The organism is Pelagibacterium sp. 26DY04, from assembly GCF_031202305.1.
In the GTDB taxonomy this organism is placed as follows: Bacteria; Pseudomonadota; Alphaproteobacteria; order Rhizobiales; family Devosiaceae; genus Pelagibacterium.
In genome coordinates, this window is record NZ_CP101731.1 from 1,594,136 (window position 1) to 1,620,498 (window position 26,363).

At 63.9% G+C, this 26,363-nt stretch carries 23 protein-coding genes; 9 read left to right on the forward strand and 14 right to left on the reverse strand.

Translation table 11 applies throughout. The features are described 5' to 3' along the window. Window positions 1–92: 92 nt before the first annotated feature. From NO932_RS07700 to NO932_RS07710, 3 genes are read right to left on the reverse strand one after another with little or no spacing between them, the layout of a single operon-like run. Window positions 93–1,022, reverse strand: coding sequence for an FAD-binding protein (locus NO932_RS07700; protein WP_309210589.1), 930 nt, complete (start codon window positions 1,020–1,022; stop codon window positions 93–95). Further along, complete coding sequence (locus tag NO932_RS07705) at window positions 1,019–1,768, reverse strand: electron transfer flavoprotein subunit beta/FixA family protein (protein ID WP_309210590.1); 750 nt, start codon at window positions 1,766–1,768, stop codon at window positions 1,019–1,021. Before NO932_RS07705 ends, NO932_RS07700 begins: the two co-directional genes overlap by 4 nt. A gap of 15 nt (window positions 1,769–1,783) precedes the next feature. Next, window positions 1,784–2,236 (reverse strand): Lrp/AsnC family transcriptional regulator, encoded by a 453-nt coding sequence (locus tag NO932_RS07710; protein WP_309210591.1) that lies wholly within the window; start codon window positions 2,234–2,236, stop codon window positions 1,784–1,786. 144 nt (window positions 2,237–2,380) lie between these two features. Here NO932_RS07710 and NO932_RS07715 point away from each other — a divergent pair, with 144 nt between their 5' ends. From NO932_RS07715 to glpD, 9 genes are all read left to right on the forward strand, one after another. Further along, complete coding sequence (locus NO932_RS07715; protein WP_309210592.1) at window positions 2,381–3,634, forward strand: thiamine pyrophosphate-dependent enzyme; 1,254 nt, start codon at window positions 2,381–2,383, stop codon at window positions 3,632–3,634. 265 nt (window positions 3,635–3,899) lie between these two features. Then, window positions 3,900–4,919, forward strand: a complete 1,020-nt coding sequence (locus NO932_RS07720; RefSeq protein WP_309210593.1) for an alpha-ketoacid dehydrogenase subunit beta — start codon at window positions 3,900–3,902, stop codon at window positions 4,917–4,919. Continuing rightward, window positions 4,916–6,232: a dihydrolipoamide acetyltransferase family protein gene (locus tag NO932_RS07725; RefSeq protein ID WP_309210594.1), complete on the forward strand. Its 1,317-nt coding sequence runs from the start codon at window positions 4,916–4,918 to the stop codon at window positions 6,230–6,232. Before NO932_RS07720 ends, NO932_RS07725 begins: the two co-directional genes overlap by 4 nt. A 429-nt stretch (window positions 6,233–6,661) precedes the next feature. Next, on the forward strand, window positions 6,662–7,813 hold the full coding sequence (locus NO932_RS07730; protein ID WP_309210595.1) for an isovaleryl-CoA dehydrogenase: 1,152 nt from the start codon (window positions 6,662–6,664) through the stop codon (window positions 7,811–7,813). Between the two features lie 229 nt (window positions 7,814–8,042). Continuing rightward, window positions 8,043–9,662 (forward strand): carboxyl transferase domain-containing protein, encoded by a 1,620-nt coding sequence (locus tag NO932_RS07735; protein WP_309210597.1) that lies wholly within the window; start codon window positions 8,043–8,045, stop codon window positions 9,660–9,662. 3 nt (window positions 9,663–9,665) lie between these two features. Then, a complete protein-coding gene (locus NO932_RS07740; protein WP_309210598.1) occupies window positions 9,666–11,681 on the forward strand; it encodes an acetyl/propionyl/methylcrotonyl-CoA carboxylase subunit alpha in 2,016 nt (671 codons plus the stop codon). Further along, window positions 11,678–12,130, forward strand: coding sequence for a MaoC family dehydratase (locus tag NO932_RS07745; protein ID WP_309210599.1), 453 nt, complete (start codon window positions 11,678–11,680; stop codon window positions 12,128–12,130). The genes NO932_RS07740 and NO932_RS07745 overlap by 4 nt, the downstream gene beginning before the upstream one ends. Continuing rightward, complete coding sequence (locus tag NO932_RS07750; RefSeq protein ID WP_309210600.1) at window positions 12,127–12,972, forward strand: CoA ester lyase; 846 nt, start codon at window positions 12,127–12,129, stop codon at window positions 12,970–12,972. The genes NO932_RS07745 and NO932_RS07750 overlap by 4 nt, the downstream gene beginning before the upstream one ends. A 44-nt stretch (window positions 12,973–13,016) precedes the next feature. After that, window positions 13,017–14,522 carry a glycerol-3-phosphate dehydrogenase gene (gene glpD / locus NO932_RS07755; protein WP_309210602.1) on the forward strand — a complete coding sequence of 502 codons (1,506 nt, stop codon included), beginning with the start codon at window positions 13,017–13,019 and terminating at the stop codon, window positions 14,520–14,522. Between the two features lie 16 nt (window positions 14,523–14,538). Here glpD and NO932_RS07760 read toward each other — a convergent pair whose 3' ends face one another. From NO932_RS07760 to NO932_RS07810, 11 genes are all read right to left on the reverse strand, one after another. Further along, complete coding sequence (locus NO932_RS07760; protein ID WP_309210603.1) at window positions 14,539–14,910, reverse strand: hypothetical protein; 372 nt, start codon at window positions 14,908–14,910, stop codon at window positions 14,539–14,541. A gap of 4 nt (window positions 14,911–14,914) precedes the next feature. Next, window positions 14,915–17,449 carry a cytochrome c oxidase subunit I gene (ctaD, locus tag NO932_RS07765; RefSeq protein ID WP_309210604.1) on the reverse strand — a complete coding sequence of 845 codons (2,535 nt, stop codon included), beginning with the start codon at window positions 17,447–17,449 and terminating at the stop codon, window positions 14,915–14,917. A 3-nt stretch (window positions 17,450–17,452) separates the two neighbouring features. Further along, window positions 17,453–18,517 (reverse strand): sodium:calcium antiporter, encoded by a 1,065-nt coding sequence (locus NO932_RS07770; RefSeq protein WP_309210605.1) that lies wholly within the window; start codon window positions 18,515–18,517, stop codon window positions 17,453–17,455. After that, window positions 18,517–19,497, reverse strand: a complete 981-nt coding sequence (locus tag NO932_RS07775) for a c-type cytochrome (RefSeq protein ID WP_309210606.1) — start codon at window positions 19,495–19,497, stop codon at window positions 18,517–18,519. Before NO932_RS07775 ends, NO932_RS07770 begins: the two co-directional genes overlap by 1 nt. Continuing rightward, window positions 19,494–20,618 carry a c-type cytochrome gene (locus NO932_RS07780; protein ID WP_309210608.1) on the reverse strand — a complete coding sequence of 375 codons (1,125 nt, stop codon included), beginning with the start codon at window positions 20,616–20,618 and terminating at the stop codon, window positions 19,494–19,496. Before NO932_RS07780 ends, NO932_RS07775 begins: the two co-directional genes overlap by 4 nt. Further along, a complete protein-coding gene (locus NO932_RS07785; protein ID WP_309210610.1) occupies window positions 20,611–21,159 on the reverse strand; it encodes a cytochrome c oxidase assembly protein in 549 nt (182 codons plus the stop codon). The genes NO932_RS07780 and NO932_RS07785 overlap by 8 nt, the downstream gene beginning before the upstream one ends. 133 nt (window positions 21,160–21,292) lie before the next feature. After that, window positions 21,293–22,036, reverse strand: coding sequence for an ATP-binding cassette domain-containing protein (locus NO932_RS07790; protein ID WP_309210611.1), 744 nt, complete (start codon window positions 22,034–22,036; stop codon window positions 21,293–21,295). After that, window positions 22,033–22,842 carry an ABC transporter ATP-binding protein gene (locus tag NO932_RS07795; RefSeq protein WP_309210612.1) on the reverse strand — a complete coding sequence of 270 codons (810 nt, stop codon included), beginning with the start codon at window positions 22,840–22,842 and terminating at the stop codon, window positions 22,033–22,035. Before NO932_RS07795 ends, NO932_RS07790 begins: the two co-directional genes overlap by 4 nt. Further along, window positions 22,839–23,699: an ABC transporter permease gene (locus NO932_RS07800; RefSeq protein WP_309210613.1), complete on the reverse strand. Its 861-nt coding sequence runs from the start codon at window positions 23,697–23,699 to the stop codon at window positions 22,839–22,841. Before NO932_RS07800 ends, NO932_RS07795 begins: the two co-directional genes overlap by 4 nt. Next, window positions 23,696–24,646, reverse strand: a complete 951-nt coding sequence (locus tag NO932_RS07805) for an ABC transporter permease (protein WP_309210614.1) — start codon at window positions 24,644–24,646, stop codon at window positions 23,696–23,698. The genes NO932_RS07800 and NO932_RS07805 overlap by 4 nt, the downstream gene beginning before the upstream one ends. Before the next feature lie 45 nt (window positions 24,647–24,691). After that, on the reverse strand, window positions 24,692–26,197 hold the full coding sequence (locus NO932_RS07810) for an ABC transporter substrate-binding protein (RefSeq protein WP_375142858.1): 1,506 nt from the start codon (window positions 26,195–26,197) through the stop codon (window positions 24,692–24,694). Window positions 26,198–26,363: the final 166 nt, after the last annotated feature.

The window sequence follows — 26,363 nt, forward strand, 5'->3', positions numbered from 1 at the left end:
TCCTGAAACGCGGCGGCCCCCTCACCGACCACTTCGCGGCCACCTTCTCCCACCAGGGGAGAAGGAAGGGGGAGGCAAGGCTTGAAGCGGGTCTACAGCGCCCTCGTCAGCTCAGGCACGATCTCGAACAAATCCCCCACCAGCCCATAATCGGCAACCCCGAAGATCGGCGCCTCGGGGTCCTTGTCGATGGCGACGATGACCTTGGAGTTCTTCATCCCCGCCAGGTGCTGGATTGCCCCGGAAATCCCCACCGCGATATAAAGGTCTGGCGCGACGACCTTGCCGGTCTGGCCCACCTGCCAGTCATTGGGCGCATAGCCGGCATCGACGGCGGCGCGGGATGCCCCGATGGCGGCGCCGAGCTTTTCGGCCAGCGGCTTGATCACTTCGTTGAATTTTTCTTCCGAACCCAGCGCCCGCCCGCCGGACACCACGATCCGCGCATTGGCCAGTTCCGGCCCCTCGCTCGCGGCGGTTTCGCGCGAAACGAATTTGGCCTTGGGCTCGGACGCGATGAAATCCACCGCCTCGATACTCGCCGATCCGCCCATGCTGACCGCATCGAACGCCGAAGCGCGCACGGTGACCACAACCTTGTCGGCGCTTGCCTCCACGGTCTGGATGGCGGCCCCGGCATAGACCGGCCGCTCGAAGGTCTTTTCGCCCAGCACGGCGGTGATGTCGGACACCTGCATCACATCGAGCAGCGCCGCGACGCGCGGCAGCGTGTTCTTGCCCGAAGTCGTCGCCGCCGCAACGATGTGACTATACCCGCCGGCAAGGTTGACGATCAGCTCGGAAACCGGCTCGGCCAACTGATGCTCATAAACGGTATTGTCCGCCACCAGCACCTTGGCCACGCCATCGAGCCTCGCCGCCGCCTCGCCCACGGCGGCGCAGCCCGCGCCAGCCACCAGCACATGGATATCCCCGCCGATCTTCTGTGCGGCGGCGACCGCCTTACCGGTGGCAATCGCCAGATCGGTATTGTCGTGTTCGGCAACAACCAGAATCGTCATATCACCCGCGCCTCATTCTTGAGCTTGTCGACCAATTCGGCCACCGAGGCCACCTTCGACCCCGGCTTGCGATCGGCTGGCCTGGCCGTCGAAACCACCTTCAGCGTCGGCGCGAGGGAAACGCCCAGGCTCGCCGCATCCACGTCGTCGAGCGGCTTTTTCTTGGCCTTCATCACATTGGGCAGCGAGGCATAGCGCGGCGTATTCAAGCGCAGATCGGTGGAGATCACCGCCGGCAGCGCCATCTCCAGCGTCTCGAGCCCGCCATCGACCTCGCGCGTCACGATCGCCTTGCCGCCATCGATCACCACTTTCGAAGCAAACGTCGCCTGCGGCCAGCCGAGCAGGGCGGCGAGCATCTGCGCTGTCTGGTTGGAATCGTCGTCGATCGCCTGCTTGCCCATGATCACCATATCCGGGTTCTGCTGCTCGATAATCGCCCTGAGCAGCTTGGCCACAGCCAGCGGTTCCACCGTCTCGTCGGTCTTGACCAGCACCGCAGTATCAGCCCCCATCGCCAGCGCCGTGCGCAGCGTATCCTGGGCCTGCGCCGGCCCGATGGAGACCGCGACGATCTCGCTCGCCACACCCGCTTCCTTGAGCTTGACCGCCTCTTCGACGGCGATCTCGTCAAAGGGGTTCATGCTCATTTTCAGGTTCGCGAGCTCGACCCCCGTGCCGTCGGATTTCACCCGCACGGCGACATTGGCATCGAGCACCCGCTTGACCGGTACAAGAATTTTCAAACCGTCTCTCCCTGCTTAAAGCGGTAGGCGCGTCGTCAGCTTTATGCACTTGAGCGCGAAATGCGAGTTGATGGCCACAACGCCCGGCAAATGCAACAGCTTGCGCTTCAAAAGCCGCTCATATTCCTCGATCGAGGCGACCAGCGCACGAACCACATAGTCGGTCTCTCCGCTCATGGAATAACATTCCACCACCTCGGGAAACGCCGCCACCTCGCGCTCGAAGGCTTCAAGCGTCTCCTCGTCATGCTGGCGCAATTTGATGTTGGCGAACACCGTGATGTCGAGCCCGAGCTTTTGCGGATCGAGGATCGAAACCCGCTCGCGGATCACCCCGTCCTTCTCCAGCCGCTTCAATCGCCGCCAGAACGGGGTATGGGAAAGTCCCACTTTTTCGGCCATCTCGGCAACCGACTGGCTCGAATCCGATTGTAGAACCGAGAGGATTTTGCGATCCATATCGTCCATGTGATTGCCTCCTCAAACTGTCCCAATATTGAGGACAATCTATCTACAGATCGGGGAAAATGTCGAAAACGAAGTCATAACTTCCCCCTCGATTGGTAGTAGTATTCGGATTGTTGGAATGTTGCAATCGGGGAGGAGAGCAACATGGACGACCGCGCATCCGCTGCCAAGCCCAATCGGCCACGGCTTTCGCTGCATGTGCCCGAACCGCCGGCGCGCCCCGGGCAGGAGCCCGATTTTTCCCACATCATGGTCCCCGAAGCGGGCGCCACCCGCTGCCCCGACATCGCCGAGCCTGAATCCGCCCTGCGCGATCTGCCCTATGGCCTGGTCCGCGTCCTCGACGAGGCGGGCAGGGCGGTCGGCCCGTGGGATCCGCGCCTCGATCCCGACACGCTGCGCGCCGGCCTGCGCACCATTCTCAAGACGCGCCTTTTCGATGACCGCATGTTCCGCGCCCACCGCCAGGGCAAGACCAGCTTCTACATGAAGTCCCTGGGCGAGGAAGCCATCGGCGCCGCGCAGGCGCTTGCCCTGGAAGCGGGCGACATGAACTTCCCGTCCTACCGCATGCTCTCCTGGCTGATGGCGCGCGGCTATCCGCTGCTCGACCTTTGCAACCAGATCTTTTCCAACGAGCGCGACCCTCTGCGCGGCCGCCAGCTTCCCATCCTCTATTCGGCCCGCGATTACGGCTTTTATTCCCTCTCGGGCAATGTCGGTTCCCGCTTCGGCCACGCCGTAGGCTGGGCGATGGCCTCGGCCTATAAGCACGACGACGCCATCGCGGTCGGCCATGTGGGCGATGGCACCACCGCCGAGGGCGATTTCCACGAAGCCTTGACCTTCGCATCGGTCTATAAGGCTCCGGTTATTCTCTGCGTCGAGAACAACCAATGGGCCATCTCGTCCTTTTCCGGCATCGCCGGGGCAGGGGCCACCACCTTCGCCGCCAAGGCGTTGGCTTACGGAATTCCGGGGTTGCGGGTAGACGGCAACGATTTCCTCGCCGTCTACGCCGCCACCCTCTGGGCCGCCGACCGCGCCCGCGCCAATTTCGGTCCCACGCTGATCGAATTCTTCACCTACCGCGCCGCCGGGCATTCCACCTCCGACGATCCCACCCGCTATCGCCCCGAGGACGAGGCGAGCAAATGGCCCCTGGGCGATCCCCTGGAGCGGCTGAAACAGCACCTCATCGCCCTCGGCGAATGGTCCGACGAGCGCCACGAGGCGCTGACCTCCGAACTGACGGCCGAGATCAAAGCCGCCGTCAAACACGCCGAAGCCATCGGCACCCTGGGCGTGTCCAAGCCTAACCCGCGCGAAATGTTCGAAGACGTCTTCGCCGAGCCGGATTGGCGGATTCTGGAGCAGCGGCGCGAGGCGGGAGTCTGAGGATGACTGCGCTGTCCTACCTTCGATCCCCAACACCTCCCCACCGCCAACCCGTCATCCCGGGCGAAGACCCGGGATCCAGTACACTCCGCGCTGGCGATGCACCCGCTGAGGCTCCCTTGACCGCTGAGCATACTGGATCCCGGCTCAAGGCCGGGATGACGGTGGGATTTGGGGCGGGCCGGGTGGCTCTGTTCCGCCCGCTTCCCCTCGCGGAGTTTGGGGCGAGCGCCAAGTCCATTTCTCACGCCTCGGAGCTTTCCCCATGCCCCGCATGAACATGATCCAGGCGCTCAACTCCGCCCTCGACATCAAGCTCGCCACCGACCCCGACACCCTGATCTTCGGCGAGGACGTAGGCTATTTCGGCGGAGTGTTCCGCGTCACTGAAGGCCTGCAGCAAAAACACGGGCTAACCCGCTGTTTCGACTCCCCCATTTCCGAAGGCGGCATCGTCGCCACCGCCATCGGCATGGGCGCCTATGGGCTGCGCCCGATTATCGAAATCCAGTTCGCCGACTATATCCTGCCCGCCTACGACCAGCTCGTCTCAGAAGCCGCCCGCCTGCGCTATCGCTCCAATGGCGAATTCTGGTGCCCCATCACCGTGCGCTCGCCATATGGCGGCGGCATCTTCGGCGGCCAGACCCATTCGCAAAGCCCCGAGGCGATCTTCGCCCATGTCACGGGGCTGAAAACCGTGATCCCGTCTAACCCCTACGACGCCAAGGGCCTGCTCCTCGCTGCCATCGAGGAGGACGATCCGGTCATCTTCCTCGAACCCAAGCGCCTTTATAACGGCCCCTTCGACGGCCATCACGACAAGCCGCTGACCACCTGGGCCGAGCACCCATCCGGCGAAGTCCCTGCCGGCCATTACACCATCCCCCTCGGCTCTGCGGCCATCGTCCGCGAGGGCCGCGAGGCCACCGTCCTCGCCTATGGCACCATGGTCCATGTCTGCGCCGCCGCCATCAAGGAATCGGGGATCGACGCCGAACTCATCGACCTGCGCTCCATCGTGCCGCTCGATATCGACACCGTCGCCGCCTCGGTCAGAAAGACCGGCCGCTGCGTCATCGTCCACGAGGCTTCGCGCTATGGCGGCTTCGGCGCCGAACTCTCCGCGCTGGTGCAGGAGCGCTGCTTTTACCACCTGCGCGCGCCCATCGAGCGCGTCGCCGGCTGGGACACGCCATACCCCCACGCCTTCGAATGGGATTATTTCCCCGGCCCGGCCCGCGTGATGAAGGCTTTGAAGCGCTGCGTGGAGGCCGTCGCATGAAGACGTTTGAGTTCCGACTTCCAGACATCGGCGAGGGCGTCGCCGAAGCCGAGATCACCGCCTGGTACGTCAAGGTCGGCGATATTGTCGAGGAGGACCAAACCCTCGTTGACGTCATGACCGACAAGGCGACGATCGACATGACCTCGCCGGTGGCCGGCAAGGTGCTGAAGTTGCACGGCGCCGAAGGCGACAAGGCGCCGGTGGGTTCGGTGTTGGTGGAGCTGGAGATCGAGGGAGAGGGCGGTGTCGAAGCGACCGAAGCTGCGGCTTCATCCCCGACCTCACCCAATACCCAGCCTGTCATCCCGGACGAAGACCGGAGGGCCGGGACACTCGGCGCCGGTGATTCCGCCACATCCTCCGAGCGTACTGGATCCCGGCTCGAGGCCGGGAGGACACCGGGGGAGGGAGGGGCCGGCGATCCCATGGAAAACGCCTCCCCCATCCTCGCCGCCCCGGCCACGCGCCGACGTGCCGAGGACCTCTCGATCGATCTCGCCGACGTCACCGGCACCGGCCCGGAAGGGCGCATCACCGACGCGGACCTCGACGCCTATCTCAAATCCCGCGCCCCTGCGCCGGCGGCCCGTGAGCGCCATGGCGTCAATGAGGTCAAGATCATCGGCCTGCGCCGCAAGATCGCCGAGCGCATGGAGCTCTCCGCCCGCACCATCCCGCATTTCTCCTATGTGGAGGATTGCGACATGACGGCGCTCGAGGGCCTGCGCCGGGAGATCAACGCCTCGCGCCAAGGTGCCCAGCCCAAGCTCACGCTGCTGCCGTTCTTCATGCGGGCGCTGGCGCAACTGCTCCCCGAATTCCCTTTCATCAACGCCCAATTCGATTCCGAAGCCGGCGTGTTGCGCCAGTTTGAGCCCATCCACATCGGCATCGCGACGCAAACCGCCGATGGCCTGATGGTCCCCGTCGTCCGCCACGTCGAGGCGCTGGACATCTGGGACTGCGCCCGCGAAATGAGCCGCGTTACCAACGCGGCCCGCGAGGGCAGGGCGTCGCGGGATGAACTCTCGGGCTCCACCATCACATTGACCAGCCTTGGCGCTCTCGGCGGCGTGGCGGCGACGCCGATCATCAACCACCCCGAAGTCGCGATCATCGGCCCCAACAAGCTGATGGGCCGCCCGGTGTTCATCAACAATCAGGTGACGGTCCGCACCATGATGAATTTGTCATCGAGCTTCGACCATCGCATCGTGGATGGCTATGAGGCAGCGAAGTTCATCCAGCGGCTGAAGCGGTTGCTGGAGAACCCCGCGCTGATCTTTGTCGAGAAACGGAGTTGGGGATGAGCGCAGTCCCGCTGTCCACCACCACCTCAGCGCCCCCCTCATCCCCATCCCTTCTCCCACCAGGGGAGAAGGGGGCTCTTTTGGCAACGTCTCGGTTCTTGCCGAAACGCCGCCCAGCACTACCCTTCTCCCCTGGTGGGAGAAGGTGCCCCGAAGGGGCGGATGAGGGGGGCTCTGAGCCGGCACAACCTTCAACGTCGATGTTTGTCCCAGATCCCCTTCTCCCCTTGAGGGAGAAGGTGGGCTTTCGCGAAGCGAAAGGTCGGATGAGGGGTGCGCTGAGCCCGCCCCATCAGCCGGGGTATATGCGGAAACTCAGCACACCCCTCATCCGACCGCTTCGCGGCCACCTTCTCCCTCAAGGGGAGAAGGGAAGATTGCCGCTGGCGCTGCAGCAAAATCCGGAAGCCATCGCGGAGACCCACTAACATGACCCAATTCGACTTCTCCCTCGGCGAAATGGCCGATACCATCCGCGAAACCACCTACCGTTTCGCCACCGACAAGATCGCCCCGCGCGCCGCCGACATCGACGAGACCAACACTTTTCCCATCGATCTCTGGCCGGAAATGGGCGAACTCGGCCTGCACGGCATCACCGTCGAGGAGGAGCATGGCGGCCTCGGCCTTGGCTATCTCGAACATTGCGTCGCGATGGAGGAAGTCTCCCGCGCCTCGGCTTCGGTCGGGCTCTCCTATGGCGCGCACTCCAATCTCGCGGTCAATCAGATCCGCCGATGGGGCAGCGAGGAGCAGAAGCGCAAATATTTGCCTGAGCTCATCTCGGGCGAACATTTGGGCGCGCTGGCCATGTCCGAGGCCGGCTCGGGCTCCGATGTCGTCTCCATGGCCCTGCGGGCCGAAAAGAAGGGCGATCGCTACACCCTCAACGGCACCAAATTCTGGATCACCAACGCGCCCAAGGCCGACGTGCTGGTGGTTTACGCCAAGACCGACCCCGCCGCAGGCCCCAAAGGCATCACCGCCTTCATCATTGAAAAGGGCATGAAAAGCTTTTCCGTCTCCCCCAAGCTCGACAAGATGGGCATGCGCGGCTCGGACACAGCCGAACTCGTCTTCGCCGACTGCGAGGTGCCGGCCGAAAACGTGATGGGGAGCGAAGGGCAGGGGGCGAAGATCCTGATGTCAGGACTCGACTACGAACGCGTCGTCCTCGCCGCCGGGCCGCTCGGCATCATGCAGGCGTGCCTCGATACCGTCCTCCCCTATATCCGCGACCGCAAGCAGTTCGGCCAGCCTGTCGGGTCGTTCCAGCTCATGCAGGCTAAGATCGCCGATATGTATGTCGCGCTCAACTCGGCCCGCGCCTATGTCTATTCCGTCGCCAAAGCGTGCGACTCCGGTAAGACCACCCGCTTCGACGCCGCCGGCGCCATTTTGCTGGCCTCCGAGAACGCCGTGAAGGTTTCCCTCGAAGCCGTTCAGGCGCTGGGCGGCGCCGGCTATACCAAGGAATGGCCCGTGGAACGCTTCGTCCGCGATGCCAAGCTCTATGATATCGGCGCGGGGACCAACGAGATCAGACGGTTTTTGATTGGGCGCGAGGTGATCGGGATATGACTAGATCCCCGATGACGACGGTTGCGTTTGCCCCTTACCCTTCTCCCTTGGTGGGAGAAGGTGCCCCGAAGGGGCGGATGAGGGGGGCGCTGAGTTTCCACACAAGCCCTCGTTCGCGGATCAGCCTCAGCGCCCCCCTCATCCGACCGCTTCGCGGCCACCTTCTCCCACCAGGGGAGAAGGGTAGAGCGCCGCTGGCGTGGGGGCAAAAAACGGATGGAGGCGCCTGATGACCGGCCCCATCCTCCACTCCGCCATCAACCCGGCCGACCTCACTTTTCGCGCCAACGCGGAGAAAAACCGCACCCTCGCGGCCGAGCTCCGCGAGCAAATCGCCAGGGCCGCGCTTGGCGGCCCGGAGCACGCGCGTCAGCGCCACGCGGCACGCGGAAAGCTCCTCCCGCGTGAGCGCGTCGAACGTCTGCTCGATCCCGGCTCGCCTTTCCTCGAAATCGGCCAGCTCGCCGCCCACGGCCTTTACAATGGCGAAGCCCCCGGCGCCGGGCTGATCTGCGGCATCGGGCTGGTCTCGGGCCGGTTCGTGATGATCGTCTGCAACGATCCCACCGTCAAAGGCGGCGCCTATTTCCCCATGACGGTCAAAAAGCACCTCCGCGCCCAGGAGATCGCGCTGGAGAACCGGCTCCCCTGCATCTATCTGGTCGATTCCGGCGGCGCCAATCTGCCCTACCAGGCCGAAGTCTTCCCCGACCGCGACCATTTCGGCCGCATCTTCTTCAATCAGGCGCAGATGTCCGCCCAATCCATTCCGCAGATTGCCTGCGTCATGGGATCATGCACGGCGGGCGGCGCATACGTGCCGGCCATGAGCGACGAGACGGTGATCGTTCGCAATCAGGGAACGATCTTCCTTGCCGGTCCACCATTGGTAAAGGCCGCGACGGGAGAAATCATAAGCGCGGAAGAACTGGGCGGCGCCGATACGCATGGGAGAAAATCGGGCGTCGTCGACCACATCGCCGAGAGCGACGAGCACGCCCTGACCATCGTTCGGCACATCGTTGATACGCTACCCCGAACAGAGGCGTCGATCACGGACACACTCCCCGATCCCGACCCGTATATTGACGATATGCAGGCGCTCTACGGGATCATTCCCCCCGATGTCCGGGCTCCATACGATGTTCGTGAGGTGATCGCCCGATTGGCCGACAACGCCCGGTTTCAGGAGTTCAAGGCCGCATATGGCACAACGCTCGTCACCGGATTTGCCGAGATCTGGGGCACAAAAATCGGCATCATCGCCAACAATGGCGTGCTGTTCTCCGAAAGCGCTCTGAAGGGTGCGCACTTTATCGAACTGTGCTGCCAGCGCCGTATCCCCTTGCTTTTCCTGCAAAATATTTCCGGCTTCATGGTCGGCGGCAAGTACGAGGCCGGCGGAATCGCCAAGGACGGCGCCAAGCTGGTCACCGCCGTCGCCACCGCCACGGTGCCGAAAATCACTGTCATCATCGGCGGCAGTTTCGGCGCCGGCAATTACGGCATGTGCGGACGCGCCTATTCCCCCCGCTTCCTGTTCACCTGGCCCAACGCCCGGATTTCCGTCATGGGCGGGGAACAGGCCGCCTCGGTGCTGGCCACCGTCAAGCGCGATGGCCTTGAAGCCAAGGGCGAAAACTGGAGCGCGGAGGACGAGGAAGCCTTCAAGAACCCCATCCGCGAGCGATACGAAGCCGAGGGCAACCCCTATTACGCAACGGCCAGAATGTGGGACGACGGCATCATCGATCCGGCGCAAACCCGCGATATTCTGGGCCTGGCCTTCCGCGTGACGCTCAACGCACCGATCCCCGACCGCCCGCAATTCGGGCTTTTCAGGATGTAAGCGATGGTCAAGCGTCTCCTCATCGCCAATCGCGGCGAAATCGCCTGCCGCATCATCCGCACCGCTCGGCGCATGGGCGTTGAAACGATTGCGGTTTTTTCCGATGCCGATGCCGGTGCGTTGCATGTGCGCATGGCCGACGGAGCGGTCCATATCGGCCCGTCGCCCGCCAGCGAGAGCTATCTCGATGGCGCGAAGATCATCGCGGCGGCCAAGGAATCAGGCGCGGATGCCATCCATCCCGGTTTCGGGTTTCTTTCGGAAAATGCGCAGTTCGCGCAGGCGGTTATGGATGCGGGCCTGACCTGGGTCGGCCCCGATCCGGCATCCATCGAGGCCATGGGTTTGAAGGATGCCGCCAAGAGGCTGATGGCCGATGCCGGTGTGCCGGTGACCCCGGGATATATGGGCGAGGACCAGTCGCTCGACCGACTTATCTCCGCCGCCGACGAGATCGGCTATCCTGTGCTGATCAAAGCCGTCGCAGGCGGTGGCGGCAAGGGGATGCGGCGGGTCGAACGGAAAGAGGATTTTGCCGCCGCGCTCGAAAGCTGCAAACGTGAAGCGAAAGCGGCGTTCGGCGACGATCGGGTTCTGATCGAAAAATACATCACCCGCCCGCGCCATATCGAGGTGCAGGTGTTCGGCGACCGGAACGGGAACGTGGTACACCTGTTCGAGCGCGACTGCTCGGTGCAGCGACGGCACCAGAAGGTGATCGAGGAGGCTCCGGCGCCGGGCATGGACGCCGCCACGCGCGAGGCGATCTGCGCCGCCGCCGTCAGGGCCGCACAGGCGGTGGATTACGTGGGGGCGGGCACGGTGGAGTTCATCGCCGACGCTTCAGACGGGCTGCGGGCAGACCGGGTCTGGTTCATGGAAATGAACACGCGATTGCAGGTCGAGCACCCCGTCACCGAAGAGATCACCGGCGTCGATCTGGTCGAGTGGCAATTGAGAATCGCTGCGGGAGAACATCTCCCCAAGTCGCAGGAAGATCTGCGTTTTTCGGGTTGGTCTGTCGAAGCGCGGCTTTATGCCGAAGACCCCGCCAGGGACTTCATGCCTTCGACGGGGCGTCTCGAGATTTTCGATCTTCCAGAGGGCGTGCGCGTGGAAACCGGGGTGGAGCAGGGCGACGCCATCACCTCGTTCTACGACCCGATGATCGCCAAGCTGATCGCTACCGGCGAAACGCGGGAGCAGGCGGTCGACCGGCTTCGTGCGGCGTGTGAGGCCGTCGCGATTTATCCGGTCAAAACCAACGCCGCCTTCCTCGCCCGCGTGCTTGGCAATGCCGAGTTCCGCGCGGGAGGAGTCGATACGGGCTTCATCGAGCGGCACGGCGAGGCGTTGACTCGATCTGGTGAGCCATCGGCGCAAGTGCTTGAACTGGCGGCGCAATCCTTCCTGCCCGAAGGGCAGGGGCCGTGGCAGCGGCTTGTCGGTTTCCGCATGAACGCCGAGCAGCGGCGTGAGGTGCGGATGCGGTATGATGGGAGGTTAATATCTGTGGCGCTTCCCCAAGAGCCCCCTTCTCCCCTTGAGGGAGAAGGGATGGGGATGAGGGGTGCGCTGAGCCCGCCCCATCAGCCGGGGTATATGCGGAAACTCAGCACACCCCTCATCCGACCGCTTCGCGGCCACCTTCTCCCTCAAGGGGAGAAGGGGAGCATGCCGCAAGCGCCCCGGATTATCCGCCGCACGCCACACCAAACCCTCATCGCCCACCTTGGCGAAATATTCGCCTTTACCACCGATCACACCGAAGCCACCCACAGTGCATCTGCTGGGGATGGCGTCATAACCGCGCCAATTCCGGGCAAGATCAGCGCCATCACCGCGCAGGAGGGCCAGGCTGTCGCCAAGGGCGACACGTTGCTCATCCTCGAAGCGATGAAGATGGAGTACACTCTGTCCGCACCGTTCGATGGGGCGGTCGAGGAGGTCACGGCGGCGGTGGGCGATCAGGTCACCGAAGGCGCGGTGCTGGTGCGGATCGGGGAGGAAGGGCGATGAGTGGACGTTATTATGAGGAATGGACCGTGGGCGATGTCATCGCCCACCCCATCCGCCGCACCGTGACCGAGACGGATAATCTCCTCATCACCGCGCTCACCCATAACCCCCAGCCGCTGCATCTCGATGCGGAATATGCCGCCGATACCGAATTCGGCCGCATCGTGGTCAACGGGACTTTCACATTCGCGCTGATGGTAGGGCTTACGGTGGGGGAAACCACCTTGGGTACCCTCGTCGCCAATCTTGGCTATGACGCGGTGAAGATGCCCCGGCCGGTGTTTGTCGGCGATACCCTGCGCGCCGAATCCCAGGTGATTTCACTGCGCGCCTCGGAAAGCCGCCCAAGGGCTGGCATCGTCACCTTTTCGCACCACGCGATAAATCAGCGAGACGAGGTCGTTTGCACCTGCACGCGCACCGCGCTCGTCCAGCGGAGGCCGCAATGAGGCTGCGCTCGCTGCTTTTCGTGCCCGGTGACCGGGCAGATCGCATGGAAAAGGCGGTGGCCAGCGGTGCCGATGCGGTGATCCTCGATCTCGAGGATTCCGTGCTGCCCGAGCGAAAGCCGTGGGCGCGCAAGGATGTCGCCCGCTTTCTCGGCTCTGCTACCCGGCCTGTTGCGCTCTTTGTCCGCGTCAATCCGCTGGGCGGCTCCGAGGTGGCGGCCGATCTCGAAGCCATCTTGCCGGCCCGCCCGGACGGGCTGGTTCTGCCGAAATCGGAATCGGGAAGTTCGGTCGCTGAACTCGCGGCGATGCTGGGCCTGCTCGATACAAAGATCCTGCCCATCGCCACCGAGACGCCGAAATCCATCTTCGGGCTGGGCACCTATGGCGCGGTTGCCAGCCGGCTGTGCGGGCTCACCTGGGGCGCCGAGGACCTGCCCGCCGCCATCGGCGCCACCAGCGCGCGCGAGGAAGATGGCAGCTATACCGCCCCCTATCAACTGGTGCGCAACCTGGCGCTTTTCGCCGCTCACGCCGCCGGCGTTCCGGCCATCGAGACGGTCTATCCCGACATCGCGGACAAGGACGGGCTCGCGGCCTATGCCAAGCGCGGGCGGCGGGATGGGTTCACGGGCATGCTGGCCATCCACCCCAGCCAGATCGGCGTCATCAACGACGCCTTTGCGCCCACCGACGCCGAAATCGCCCATGCCCAGGCGGTGGTCGCCGCGTTTGCCGACAATCCGGGGGCCGGCGCCATCAAGCTCGACGGCAGGATGGTCGACCGCCCGCATCTCAAATCGGCGCGGCGGCTGCTGGAATTGGCTGCCATCAAACCGTAACTTTCCCTTCGTATTGGCGCCCAATTCGCGCTACGGATTGCGGCATGTCTTCTGGTTCACCTTCCCCATCGGCTCCGGTCGATCTCTTCATCATCGGCGGTGGTATCAATGGAAGCGGCATCGCGCGCGATGCGGCGGGACGGGGGTTTTCGGTGTTCCTGGCCGAAATGGACGATCTGGCCTCGGGCACCTCATCGGCTTCGACCAAGCTGATCCATGGCGGGCTGCGCTATCTCGAGCACTATGAGTTCCGCCTGGTGCGTGAGGCGCTGATCGAGCGGGAAATCCTCTGGTCGATGGCCCCGCACATCATCTGGCCGTTGCGGTTCGTTCTGCCGCATCACCAGGGCCTGCGGCCCAAATGGCTGCTGCGGCTCGGCCTCTTCCTTTACGACCATCTCGGCGGCCGCAAGCGCCTGCCGCCTACAACGACGCGCGACCTGACGCAGGATCCGCTCGGCAAGGTCCTGAAGCCCGGCCACGCCACGGCGTTCGAATACTCCGATTGCTGGGTGGACGATGCGCGCCTCGTCGTGCTCAACGCCCGCGACGCTGCCGCCCGAGGCGCGACGATCCGCACCCGGACCAAGGTGGTTGGGGCGCGCCGTGAGGGCGGGATGTGGCATATCGAGATGCTAGACCGGATCACCGGTATTCAGGAGACGATCACGGCCAAAATGCTCGTCAACGCGGCGGGGCCGTGGGTGGAACAGGTCCTCGGCTCGGCGCACAGCCATGCGGTGCGTCTGGTCAAGGGCAGTCATATCGTCGTCAGGCGGCTCTACGACGATCCACGCTGTTTCTTCTTCCAGAACGCGGATGGCCGCATCTTCTTTGCCATTCCCTATGAGCGCGATTTCACCCTGATCGGCACCACGGACGCCGATTTCTCCGGCGATCCGGCGGAGGTTTCGATTTCCGAAGCCGAGATCGATTACCTGATCGCAGCCGCCAATGGCTACTTCGCCAGCGAGATCGGCCGCGATGATATTGTCTGGACCTATTCCGGCGTGCGCCCGCTCTATGATGACGGCGCGTCCAAGGCGCAGGAGGCGACGCGGGACTATGTGCTCAAGGTCACAGGCGAGGGGGAGGAGCCCAAGCTGCTGACCGTGATCGGCGGCAAGATCACCACCTATCGCCGGTTGGCCGAGGCTGCGCTGGAGCATGTGGAATCGGCGCTGGGCACGCGGAAGAGCAAATGGACTGCCGGGGCGCAATTGCTGGGCGGGGCCTTTGGCGTCGAGGGGTTCGAAGCCGAAGTCGCCGGGCTCAAGGCGCGGTACGGTTTTCTTTCCGGCAGCGAAGCCGAAAAGTTGATCCGTCGCTACGGCACCGAGGCGCAAGTGATTCTGGGATCGGCAGAATCCGCCGATGATCTCGGCCACAATTTCGGCGCCGGGCTCTATGCGGCAGAAGTGGATTTTCTCGTGCGCAACGAGTGGGCCCGAACGGTCGAGGACATCCTTTGGCGCCGGACGAAATACGGGCTGCATGCCGGGCGGATCGATGTCGGTGCGCTCGAGGCGTATCTCGCCAATGCGAACTGATGGTTCGGCAGGCCTCTTACCGCAGCGCGCCACAGGCCGGCAGCATCACCGAGCCCAACGCGGCATAGAGCATGGCGAGCAGCGAAAGCGCGTTTAGCGCCCGCATAACCCAAAAGAGGAAGCCGCGCTGATCGGGGGCAGGCGGCTCGCCGGCCATGAGACGATAAAGTCCGCCGGGCCAGATCATCCCGGCCGCTGCAAGCGCCGCAGCGACGATGCTGGCCACGACGACATAGATCGTTATCGCCGGCTGGCTTATCGTGCCGAAGACGCAGAGGGCCGATTGGCCGCCATAGATCATCAGAAGCTGCAAGGCCCAGCAGATCGGGCCGTAGACGATGAAGACGAAGGCAGCCATCATGCGGCGGGAGGAGGCGATATCGCTCATCGGTTCACCCTGTCAGCCGTGGGAAGCCATGGATCAGCACAAGGCCGAAAAGCCCTTGGGCGGCGGTGTAGTAGTAGAAAAGCGCGGCGTTATCGAAAGTCACCCGCCGCATCGCGTCCATCTGCCCCGTCACGTGCCGCGCGGCCGCGAACAGACACATGATCACCACCGCGAAAGCACACTGCGCGGTGAGTACTGCGCCCATATAGACCATGGCGCCATAGGAGGACGCTCTTGGGTCGAGGCCGGTCTGCATATGTCCCCAGATCTCCAGCCCGATAGCGCCCGCCAGCAGGAGCGCGGCGACCACCAGACCGCCAATCGCGGCAATGCTCTTGCGGCCTTGGGGCGGCAGGTTGCGCCCGATCCAGTAGATCAGCGCCGAGCCGCCGATGATCATGGCCGCGCTGGCCAGTGGATAGAGCAGCGCGGGCGGCGCCGGCGAACCGTTTGGCGCCCAGACCTCGGGGGAAACCGTCCAGAGATAGAGGTAGGAAAAGACGTAGCTTATATAAAGCGAGGCGGCGACCAGCATCAGCACCACCATGGCCCACCAGCTATGCGATAGCGGCCCGGTGACATAGGTGGGCACCTTGATGCCGCCCCCGATATCCACCTCGCCGATCCCCGGCTTGTCCAGGTGCCAGGTCCAGACGATGCACGAGACGATGGCCAGCACGGCGCAGGTGAGGGCGATTTCCACCTGCTTGACGGTCAAAAGCAGGAAGAATGCCGCCGTGAAAGCGGCCGCGAAGAAATGGGTCCAGCTCGGCCCCGGCATCTGCAGCACATATTGTGGCTTGGCCTCGACGGCCGATGTCACCAGCGTTTCCCGTCCGCCGGTGGGGGCGCCGGGAAGATAGTGCAGGCCCTGTTCCACTTCCTCGGGGAGGCTGGGGCGGTCCCAAACGGGCTCGCGGCTGGTGACGTGTGGGATGGAGCGGGTGGAATAGACGTCGTTGGGCAGGAACTCCAGCGTTCCCGCACCCCATGGGTTCTGCAGTTCACTGTTGCCGAAGCGGAAATTGCGGATGAGGTCGATAATGAAGACCGCGACGCCCGCTGCGATCACGAACGAGCCGACCGTCGAGATCATGTTGAGGATGTCCCAGCCAAGGTTTGACGGATAGGTCCAGACCCGCCGGGGCATGCCGGCAAGCCCGGTGATGTGCATGGGAAAGAATGTGACGTTGAAGCCGATGAACATCAGCCAGAACGCCCATCTGCCGAGGCGTTCCGAGAGCGTCTTCTTGCTCACCATCGGCGCCCAATAGTAGAAGGTGGCAAACAGCGGGAACACCATGCCGCCGATCAGGACGTAGTGGAAATGAGCGACGATGAAATAGCTGTCATGGGCCTGGAAATCGAAGGGCACGACGGCCACCATCACCCCGGTCAGCCCACCCAGGGTGAAGATGAACAGAAAGCCCAGGATGAAGAGCGAGGGCACCGTTATCCGAAAACGCTGCCGTCCCGCCGCCATGGTCGCGATCCAGGAGAACACCTGAATGCCTGAGGGGATGGCGACCGCCATGCTCGCCGCCGAGAAGAAGGCGAGGCTCAGGCCCGGAATTCCGGTCGTGAACATGTGGTGGACCCACAACCCGAAGCTGAAAAATCCCGTCGCGATCAACGCCACGACGATCAGCCGATAACCCACCAGCGGGGTCTGGGCCATGGTGGGGATCATCATCGAGACCAGCCCGGCGGCGGGCAGGAAGATGATGTAGACTTCCGGGTGCCCGAAGAACCAGAACAGGTGCTGCCAGAGCAGCGAATCCCCGCCCAATTCGTGCGAGAAGAACGGCCAGCCGAAGGCGCGTTCGATCTCGAGCAGCATGGTGGCGAGGATCACGGCGGGGAAGGCGAAAACGATCATCGCCGCAAAGATCAGCATCGCCCAGGCAAAGATCGGCATCTTGTCGAGCGTCATGCCCGGCGGGCGGGTGCGGAGCACGCCAATGATGATTTCGATGGCCCCGGCGATGGCCGAAATTTCGATGAAGCCGATACCCAGCAGCCAGAAATCGGCATTATTGCCGGGCGAATATTCGGTGAGCGTGTTGGGCGGATACATGAACCAGCCGCCCTTGGGCGCCAGGTCGTAGAAGATGGTGGAAAAGAACACCAATCCGCCGATCACATAGGCCCAGATGGCGAAGGCGGAAAGGCGCGGGAAGGGCAGGTCGCGCGCCGCCAGCATCTGCGGCAGCAGCATCACTCCCAGCGCTTCGACGGCCGGAACGGCGAACAGGAACATCATCGTCGTGCCGTGCACGGTGAAGAGCTGGTTGTAGAGATCCTGGGAAACCAGGCTGTTGTCGCCCACAGCCAATTGTGCCCGCATCACCAGGGCGAGAATCCCGGCGAGCACGAAGAACAGGAACGCGATCCCGATATAGAAGGTGCCGATCACCGTGTTGTTGACCGCCGTGGGCAGCCGCCAGCCCTTGGGCGTGGCCCAAATGCGCTTGAGATCCTCGATCTCCTGCTCGGGGCGAGGGCCTTGGTTCGGTAATTTATCGAGGGTGTCAGTCATCGCTCACCGCAGGAAGAACATCACGACGAGGCCCGCCGCGTAACAGAGGAGAACGGCGGCCGAATCCAGCCCCATCCGGAAAATCGTCTTGTCGCCCCGCTCGGCCATGCCGATGATGAACAGCGCCGTCACCGCGATACCCAGCAGCGCGCCGAACGTGGCGAAGGTATCGACTTGCGACAGGACCGGCTCGCCGGTCGCCACCAGATCGATGACGAAGACCAGCCCGACATTGATAAGGTTGGTGCCCAGAATGTCTGAGACGGCCAGGGTGTAGAGTCCGGCGCGGGCGGCCGTGATCGTGGTGCTGAACTCGGGCAGGGACGTTGCGAATGCCAGCAGCACGAACCCGATGACGCCTCCGCCCAGCCCGGTCTGGTTGGCCAGCGCATCGCCGGTGCGCGAGAGCAGGTAGCCGGCGACCAGAATGACCAGCGCCAGCCCGGCGGTTCGCAGCAGCAGGCCACGCAACGAGCGTTCGGAATGCTCCTGGCTGGCGCGCTTTTCGGCTTCGGCCTGTTGTTCCGAAAGGTCTTTGTCGACCTTGCCGTGCTGAGCCGCCAGCCACGATCTCCGGCCCTGGGAGTTGGCGAGGATATAGACCGAAAAACCATAAGCGGCGATGCTGACCCAGGCCCAGGCGCCAATTCCCAGGATCGGAAAATCACCGACGATCATGCCGGCGGTGGCGATCGCGATGAGCAACACGTTCAGCCCGCCCTGCAGGAGGACCATGGGATCGGGAATAGACGAAGTCAGCGCGCGCCGGCCAATGGCCAAATCGACGATGGCGAGAATGACGACCTGAACGGCGATCGAGCCGAAAAGGTTGTTGACGGCCAAGGCCGACGCGCCGGTGGCCGCCGAGGTGACGGTTGCGCCGATCTCGGGCAGGGAGGTGATCCCGGCAAGCAGCAACAGCCCGATTGCCGCCTGGCCGATTCCCGTCTTGTCGCTGATGGCGTTCGCATAACGCGTGACCCGGGCGCCGGCGAACCAAACGACAACGGCGGCAACGGCGAAAATGCCGAAATTGATGAATGGATTGAAGCCGGTGAAATCGATCATCACTGTAATCCTTCGAGATAGGCAGCGAGATCGGAAATCTGTTCTTCCGAAAAGATGTCATAGGCCGGCATGCGGTTTTCCGGCTTGATGTGCTGGTTGTCGACAATCCATTGGGCAAACGCCGCCTGGGTATTGGGCAGCGTCGCGGCGGCAAGGCTATGGCGGCTGCCCACATGGGAAAGATCGGGACCCACGACGCCTCGGGCCGCGGTTCCGCGCACCGCATGACAGGCGCCGCAGCCGGCCTGATTGAAAAGCTCTTCGCCACGCGCTGCCGCCTCGCTTGCCGGAGCGGCCGCAGACGCCGCTTCCCTCTCCAGCCAGGCGGCAAAGTCCACAGGCGATTGAGCGACGAGATGGAAAGCCATCAGCGCATGGGCACCGCCGCAATATTCGGCGCATTGCCCCCGGCTGATACCCTGCTGGGTCGCCGTCACCGTCAGGGTGTTGGTACGCCCCGGAATCATGTCGAGCTTGCCCGCGATCTGTGGGGCCCAGAAACTGTGGATGACATTGGTACTGGACAGTGCGATCTCCACCGGCTCGCCGACCGGCAGATGCAGTTCGTTGGCCGAAACCACGGTTTGCCCATCCGGGGTGTGATAGGTTACCCGCCACCACCACAATTCTCCGGCGATCTCGACGCGGAGGCCACCTTCGGCCGCTTGCGGCCGGTCGCCGGCGCGCATGAGCACAAAGCCGTAGATCAGCAGGGCCGTGAGGACCACGACCGGAAAGGCGAGGCCCATGACGGTAATGAACCGCTCGGACGAAAGCGTTCGTCTGACCTTTCCGCCAAAAAGGGCGAGCGCGGTCGCCGCGAGCACGATCAGCAGTATGACGGTGCCGCCCGCCGTCATGATCCAGAACAGGGTGGCGACCCGCTCGGCCTCCTCGCCCGTGGGATGAAATGCCGACTGCATTGGCGAGCAGCCGGAAAGCGTCAACGCGACGAGGAGGAAGGCGGCAATCAGCTTCATTGTGACGACTCGGCTTCAGGCGGCGTCAGACTGACGAAAAAGGCGCTCACATCCCTGATCTGTTCGGGACTCATCCGCTGGCCGACAATCGACATGATCTCGCCATAGCCGGTTTGCGCTCGCCCGCCTCTGCGCCACAGTTCGAGCTGGCCTTCGAGATAGCGCGCCGACTGACCGGCAAGCTCGGGGAATTGCGGATTGCCATTGCCATGACAGCTCAGGCAGGCCGGCACATCGTCCGCCGGCACGCCCTGGGCGGCGATCTGTCCGCCGCGTGCGATGCTGTCCGGATCGGGCGAGGTCTGCGACGCGCGCGGCGGCAGACCAGCGTAATATTCCGCCAGTTCGGTGATGTCGTCATCCGTTAGCCCATAGGCAACGGGAAGCATGTAGCCGCTGGGCCGGATGCCGTCGCGATATTCGCGCAGGGCGCGCTCGAGATATTGGACCGGCTGGCCCGCCAGTTCGGGCACCAGGGTGCTGATCGGCGGGGTTTCGGCATCTCCGTGACAGCGGCTGCATTGGGTGAGAACCTGGAAACCGAACTCGGCGGTCGGCTGCCCGTCGGGACTGCGATCGGCAATCACCGCGCTTTCCTCCTGCCGGCGATTGAGATCGACGAGATAGGCCACGAGCGGCCAGACCTCGTCGGACCGGTTATCCGCCGGCCAGGCGGGCATGCCGGTATATTTTATGCCGTTGTCGATCAGCCAGAACAGGGCGCCCGCATCGTAGTGCTCGGGGGCGTAGGTCAGATCCGGCGGGTTGGGCAGCATGGCTGAAATGACCGGGTTGAGCACTTCGCCGGGCAATCCATGACAGCTCGAGCATCCGCCGAGGAAGTGCTCGCGGCCCAGCGCGATCATGTCGGGGTCGTCGAGATTGGGAACATCGACCGTATCGGCACGGGCGCGGATCGACTGATCGCGGACCGTTTCGAGGATTTCGGTGGTGATATCCCAGTGCTGTGCCTTGGCGCTGATGTTGTAATAGCCAGTCCAGACGAATACGCCGGCGCCTACCGCGAACACGCCGACCACGAACAGAACGGCCAGGCCGAGACGTTGCCAGCGCGTGAGCGCGCGCACCATCTCGACCCCTTCGTCCCGCTTGTCAGGCATCGGCACGCCCCTGCGCTTCCAGGGCCAGGAACCAGCGGGCAGTGATCCATACGCCGGCGAGAACGTAGGTGAGGGGACAGGCGATGAGCATCATCAAGCCCGCGATCTGTTGGTCGGCGAGCGAGGCGGTCATGGCGTGCCCATGATGGGTCATCTGCCCGAATACCAGGCGGGGCGAAAAGACCAGGAGCGCGCCCAAAAGGCAGAAGAGCTTGCCCGTAACGAGCAGCGCGAAGATCGACCGCCACAATCCGGTAGCCGGCATGGAGGCGATGGCGAGCCAGAACCAGGCGGCCGAGATGACGAGGCTCAGATGCATCAGCGCCATCAGCAGGGGCGATGCCATGGCCGCTTCGAGCACGGTCGGCGCGTGCCAGCCCCAGAGCAGGATGAGCTGGAGGGCCGTCGCGAACGGCCAGGAGCGCGCCAGAAGCTGGGAGCGGTACTTGACGACAAAAAAGATCAGCGCGGGAACCGCTAGGTTCATGAGCGCGATGTGCTGCAGCATGTGGCTGCTCAGCGGGCCGATATCCCCCATCATGGACTTGCCCCCGGCGGTAACCCTCGTCGTCTCCGGCCAATGCGGTGCAGCGGCAAGAGGTTCCAAAGATCTGAAGCCGAGGCGGGCCAGACCAGCCTGTCGTGAAATCGATTTCCTCAGCGGGGTGTCGTGGTCACCGCAGTCTTGGAACGCTGGAGAGGAGTTTGCGTGTGTAGGGATGGCGAGGGTGGGCGAGGATGTCGCTGGTTCTGCCTGCCTCGACCACTCTTCCCTTTTCGAGGATGACGATCTCCTCGCAGAGGGCGGCGACGACGCCGAGGTCGTGGGAGACCAGGAGGACGGTCAGGGAAGCCGAGAGAGTCTTGAGGAGATCGACGATGCGGACGCGGGTGGAAAGGTCCAGGGCGCTGACGGCTTCATCGGCCAATAGCACCTGGGGGCCGGGGGCTATGGCCCGCGCGATGGCGATGCGCTGGCGCTGCCCGCCCGAAAACGCGTGGGGATAGCGATGGGCGGCGTCGGGCGGCAGACCGACTGCGTCGAGCGCTGCGGCGATTGCCGCGTCGTGATCGCCGGCGATCCGGAGCGAGCGCAGCGGTTCGGCGATGATCCGATCGACGCGCTGGCGCGGGTCCAGGGAGGAATATGGGTCCTGGAACACCGGCTGTACCGATTTGCGATAGCCGCGCATGAAGCTCTTGTCGCGCGGGTCCAGCGGCTGGCCTGAAAAGGTGATGCTGCCCGAGCCGGCGATATCGAGACCCAGGAGCAGGCGAAGGATGGTGGATTTCCCCGAGCCCGATTCCCCGACGAGACCCACATTGACGCCCTTGCGCACGGCGAAGGACACCTCGTGCAGAACCTGTTGGGTCTTGTCGTAGCCGAAGCTGACCTTGTCGAGAGCAAGCAGGCTCATGGTCGCCCCGCCAATGCGTTTTCGAAGGCGGCCGCGGCCGCGACGAGCGATCGGGTATAATCGTGCTGCGGTTCGGCCAGCACGCGCGCCGCGTCACCTTGCTCGACGATATTGCCCTGGCGCATCACGACGATCCGCTCGGCGATGGAATTGACCACGGCAAGGTCATGGCTGATGAACAGCAGCGCCATGTCCATTTCTCTCACCAATTGCTTGAGAAGGGCGAGCACCTCGGCTTGCGTCGTCACGTCCAGCGCCGTGGTGGGTTCGTCGGCGATCAGCAGTTTGGGACGGCAGGCGAGCGCCATTGCGATCGCCACCCGCTGACGCTGCCCGCCCGAGACCTCGAATGGGTAGGAGCGGGCGATGCGGGCCGGTTCGGGCAGGGCCACGCGCTCGAAAAGGTCCATCACTTCGGCATCGACGGATTTCCGATCCACCGTCTTTCCTTCACGCCGCAGCCGGCGCGCGACCGGTTCGGCCGTCTGTTTGCCCAGGCGCATCAGGGGGTCGAGCGCGGTCAGCGGCTCCTGGAAGATGACCGAAGCCGCCTGGCCGCGCAGGCGGGTGATCTCCTGCTCCGACAGGGCATGGAGCGGCTGGCCGTCGAGGGTGACGGAGCCGGTTTGCTCGAGCCCGGCCGGCAGAAGGCCGATGCTGGCGAGGGCGGTGAGCGACTTGCCCGATCCGGACTCCCCGATCACGCCCCAGCGCTCTCCGGGCGCGATGGCGAGGTCGATATCGGAAACCAGCTTCTGTCCCCTGGCCGATATGGTGAGGCCGTCGATTTCGAGAATGGGGCTCACTGGCTGCGCCTCCGCGTCGGATCGGCGAAATCGCGCAGGCCGTCGGCGAGGAGGTTCATGCCGATAACAAGGATGACCAGCGCGATGCCCGGCGCGACCGCCCCGAAGGGAGCTGTATAGACGGTGCCCTGCGCCTCCTGCAGCAGCCGTCCCCAGGACGCATTGGGCGGGGGCGCGCCGAGGCCCAGATAGGAGAGCGACGCCTCGGCAATCACGGCCAGCCCAAACTGGAGCGCGAAATTGACCATCAATGTGGGCCAGATATTGGGCAGGAGGTGGATGAAGACGATGGCCAGCCAGGACGTGCCCGAGGTGCGGGCCGCCGTGATGTAGTCCATCTCCAGCACGCGCTTGGCAAGAATGCGCGTGAGCCGGGCGACGATGGCGGAAATGGCGACCCCGAGCGCAATGATCGCCGATCCGAGGTTGGCCCCGTCGCCGGCGGCCACCACCAGCATGGCGAGCAGCAATGTGGGGAAGGCAATGAGGATATCGAGCGTCGCCGCCAACGCATCGTCGAGCGTTCGTGTGGCGAAGGCGGCGATGACGCCGAGCGTCACGCCGATGGCCGCGCCGATCGCCACGGCACCGGCGCCCACCTGAATGGCGATGCGCGAGCCTATCATGATCTGAGTGAACAGGTCGCGGCCCAGACGGTCGGTTCCCGCCCAATGGGCGAGCGACGGGCCTTCGAGCCGCATCCCCGCCATGTCGTTGGGATCGTAAGGCGTCCAGAACAGCGTCAGCAGCGCGATGGCAACATGGATGCCGACGAGTGCAAGGCCCACGATCAGCGTCAGCGGCAGGCGGGACCGCTTGCGGGTTGGCGCGGGGCTATCGAGGTCCACGGCGCTCATCGTCCCTCACTCCGTTTCGAGCGGCGCAGCCGGGGGTCGATGAGACGCTGGATGATATCGGCGACAAACCCGACGAGCAGCACGATAAGCGTTGAAATGAGCAATACGCCCTGGACGTTGGGATAATCGCGCTGCTCGATGCCGAGCAGGAGCATCGACCCCAGCCCCGGAAGGGTGAACACCCGCTCGACGACGACCGCGCCGAGGAAGGTGGTCGCCAGTTCGATCCCGAGGATGGAAACGACCGGCACCGCGCCATTCCGCAATCCGTGACGCACGAGCGCTTCGGCAAAGCCCGATCCCAGCGCCCTGGCGGTGCGCAGATAGTCGCTGCCCAGAACGTCCTGGGTGGCCGAGCGGACATAGCGCAGAAGCGAAGCGGCCATGACGATGGCGATGGTGATGGTCGGCAGCGCCAGGGCGCGCAGCGTGGCCACCGGGTCCGACCATCCGGCCGGGGGGAAACCGCCAGAGGGGAATATCCTGAAATTGACGGCAAAGACCGCCACGAGAAGAATGCCGACCCAGAAGACGGGAATGGCGATGCCGAGCTGGGAAACGACGGAAATCGCGGCCCCATACCATTTGTCGGCTCTGACCGCCGCGACGATACCGAGCGGCACCGCGATCACCACGGCAAGGGCAAAGGCCATGAGCGTCAGGGGGACGGTAACCGCCAGACGGGCGGCAATCTCGGCCGCCACCGAGGTGCGGCTGACAAAGGACGTGCCCAGATCGAACCGCATCAGGCTCGAAACGAAATGGATGAACTGCTCGAAAAGCGGCAGGTCCGAGCCGACCTGACGGCGGGCAGCCGCGATCTGTTCGGGGTCGGCCCCCACCGAAATCAGCGCGCTGGCCGGATCGCCCGGCAAAAGCCGCAGCAGCACGAACAGCACTGCCGCAGCGATCGCCAGGGAAAACACCAGGATCAGGGACCGGCGCAAAAGATAGACGAGAATGTCGCTCTCCTTTCCGCCGGGCTGGTGGGACTACTGGCTCTTTTCGATATCGTAGGCGAAGAACTGAGAGTTCAGGCCGTTGATCGGATACCCGCTGACGTTGGCGCTCGATACCACGATCTGCGGATAGAGATAAAGCCAGTTGCTGGCCGCGTCCTCGGCGATGATCCGGTTCGCCTCGGTCAGCTTTTCGACCTGCTCTTCGACGGTCTCGCTCGCTTCGGCCGAGGCGATCAACTCGATCACTTCGGGATTGTCGTAGCCCCAGTAGAAGTCGGGGTTGCCGTAGAAGACGATGTCGCGGTGGTTGACGTGTTCCTGCAGCGTCGCCTCGAAATCCTGGGCCTGGTAGATCTTCGTGTACCACTCGTTGGCGGTGATGATGTTGATCTCGACCGTCACGCCGATCTGGGCGAGCTCGTTCTGGATGAATTGGGCGACCAGCGGATGCGGATCGTAATTCGGCGTATCAAGGGTAAAGCTGAAGCCATCGCCATAACCGGCCTCTTCAAGAAGCTGGCGGGCGCTTTCGGGATCATAGGGATCGACGTCGGTCAGATCGACATACCAGGGATCGGTGGGCGGCACGAAGGAGCCGATCAGCGTTCCATATTCGCCCCAGATCGAAGCCAGGAGGCGTTCCTTGTCGATGGCGCGGGCCAGAGCCTTGCGCACCTGGACGTTGTTGAACGGCTCGATGCGGTCGTTATAGGCCAGCAATTCCTTGGTGGTGGAAGCGCCTTCGGTGACGGTGAATTGCGGATTGCCGTCGAAAAGGGCCAGGGAATCGGGGCTCTGCACCGAAGGAATGATGTCGATCGCACCGGTGAGCAGGGCGTTGTTCTGGGCGGTGGCTTCGGTGAAATAGGTAAAGACCACCCCGCCATTGCTGGGGGCTTCGCCCCAATAATCCGCAAAGGGGGTGAGCGTCAGCGACGTGCCGCGGCGCCAGTCGTCGAGGCGGTACGGGCCGGTGCCGTCGGCGGAGGCGGTCAATTCGGTCGCCGCGTCGTTGACGATCCAGACATAGCTCAGATTGTAGGGAAGCGAGATCGAGCGTTCGCCGAGCGTTATGACCACGGTGCGATCATCCGGCGCTTCGATGCTTTCGATGGCCGCGAGGGAATTGCGGCGCGAGCTTTGCGATTCGGGGGCAGTCACGCGTTCGATCGAATATTTGACATCGGCCGCTGTCAGCGGATCGCCCGAATGGAAGGTGACGCCTTCGCGCAGAGTGAAGGTGTAGGTGAGGCCGTCCTCGCTGATCTCATAGCTTTCGACCAGAACCTCCTCGACCTCGCCATCGTCGGTGAGCCTGAACAGGCCCTCATAGACATTGCCGTTGAAAGCTTCGGTGACGCCCTGGCCGGCACCGGCGGTGTTGTCGAGATTCTGGGGCTCGTAGAGCGAGCCGATGCGGATGACGGCACTGGGATCGGCCTCCTGGGCGAGCCCCGCCGGCGCTGCGGCGGCGAGCGCGAGGACAGCGGCGCCCGAAAGCGCTGCCATGCGCCACGTTGAAACGAAATGAGACATGCATCCAGCTCCTTGTCTGCTGGCGCCGACGGCATCGAGCGCCAAGTGGTTTCCATATCTAGCGCGCCAGGTCATGCGCTTCATCCACACGCCAATGACAATCTTTGCCGTATTTCGAACCAACGCGGGAATGACATTCCTGTCGGTCGGCTGCGTGTCGAAGCCC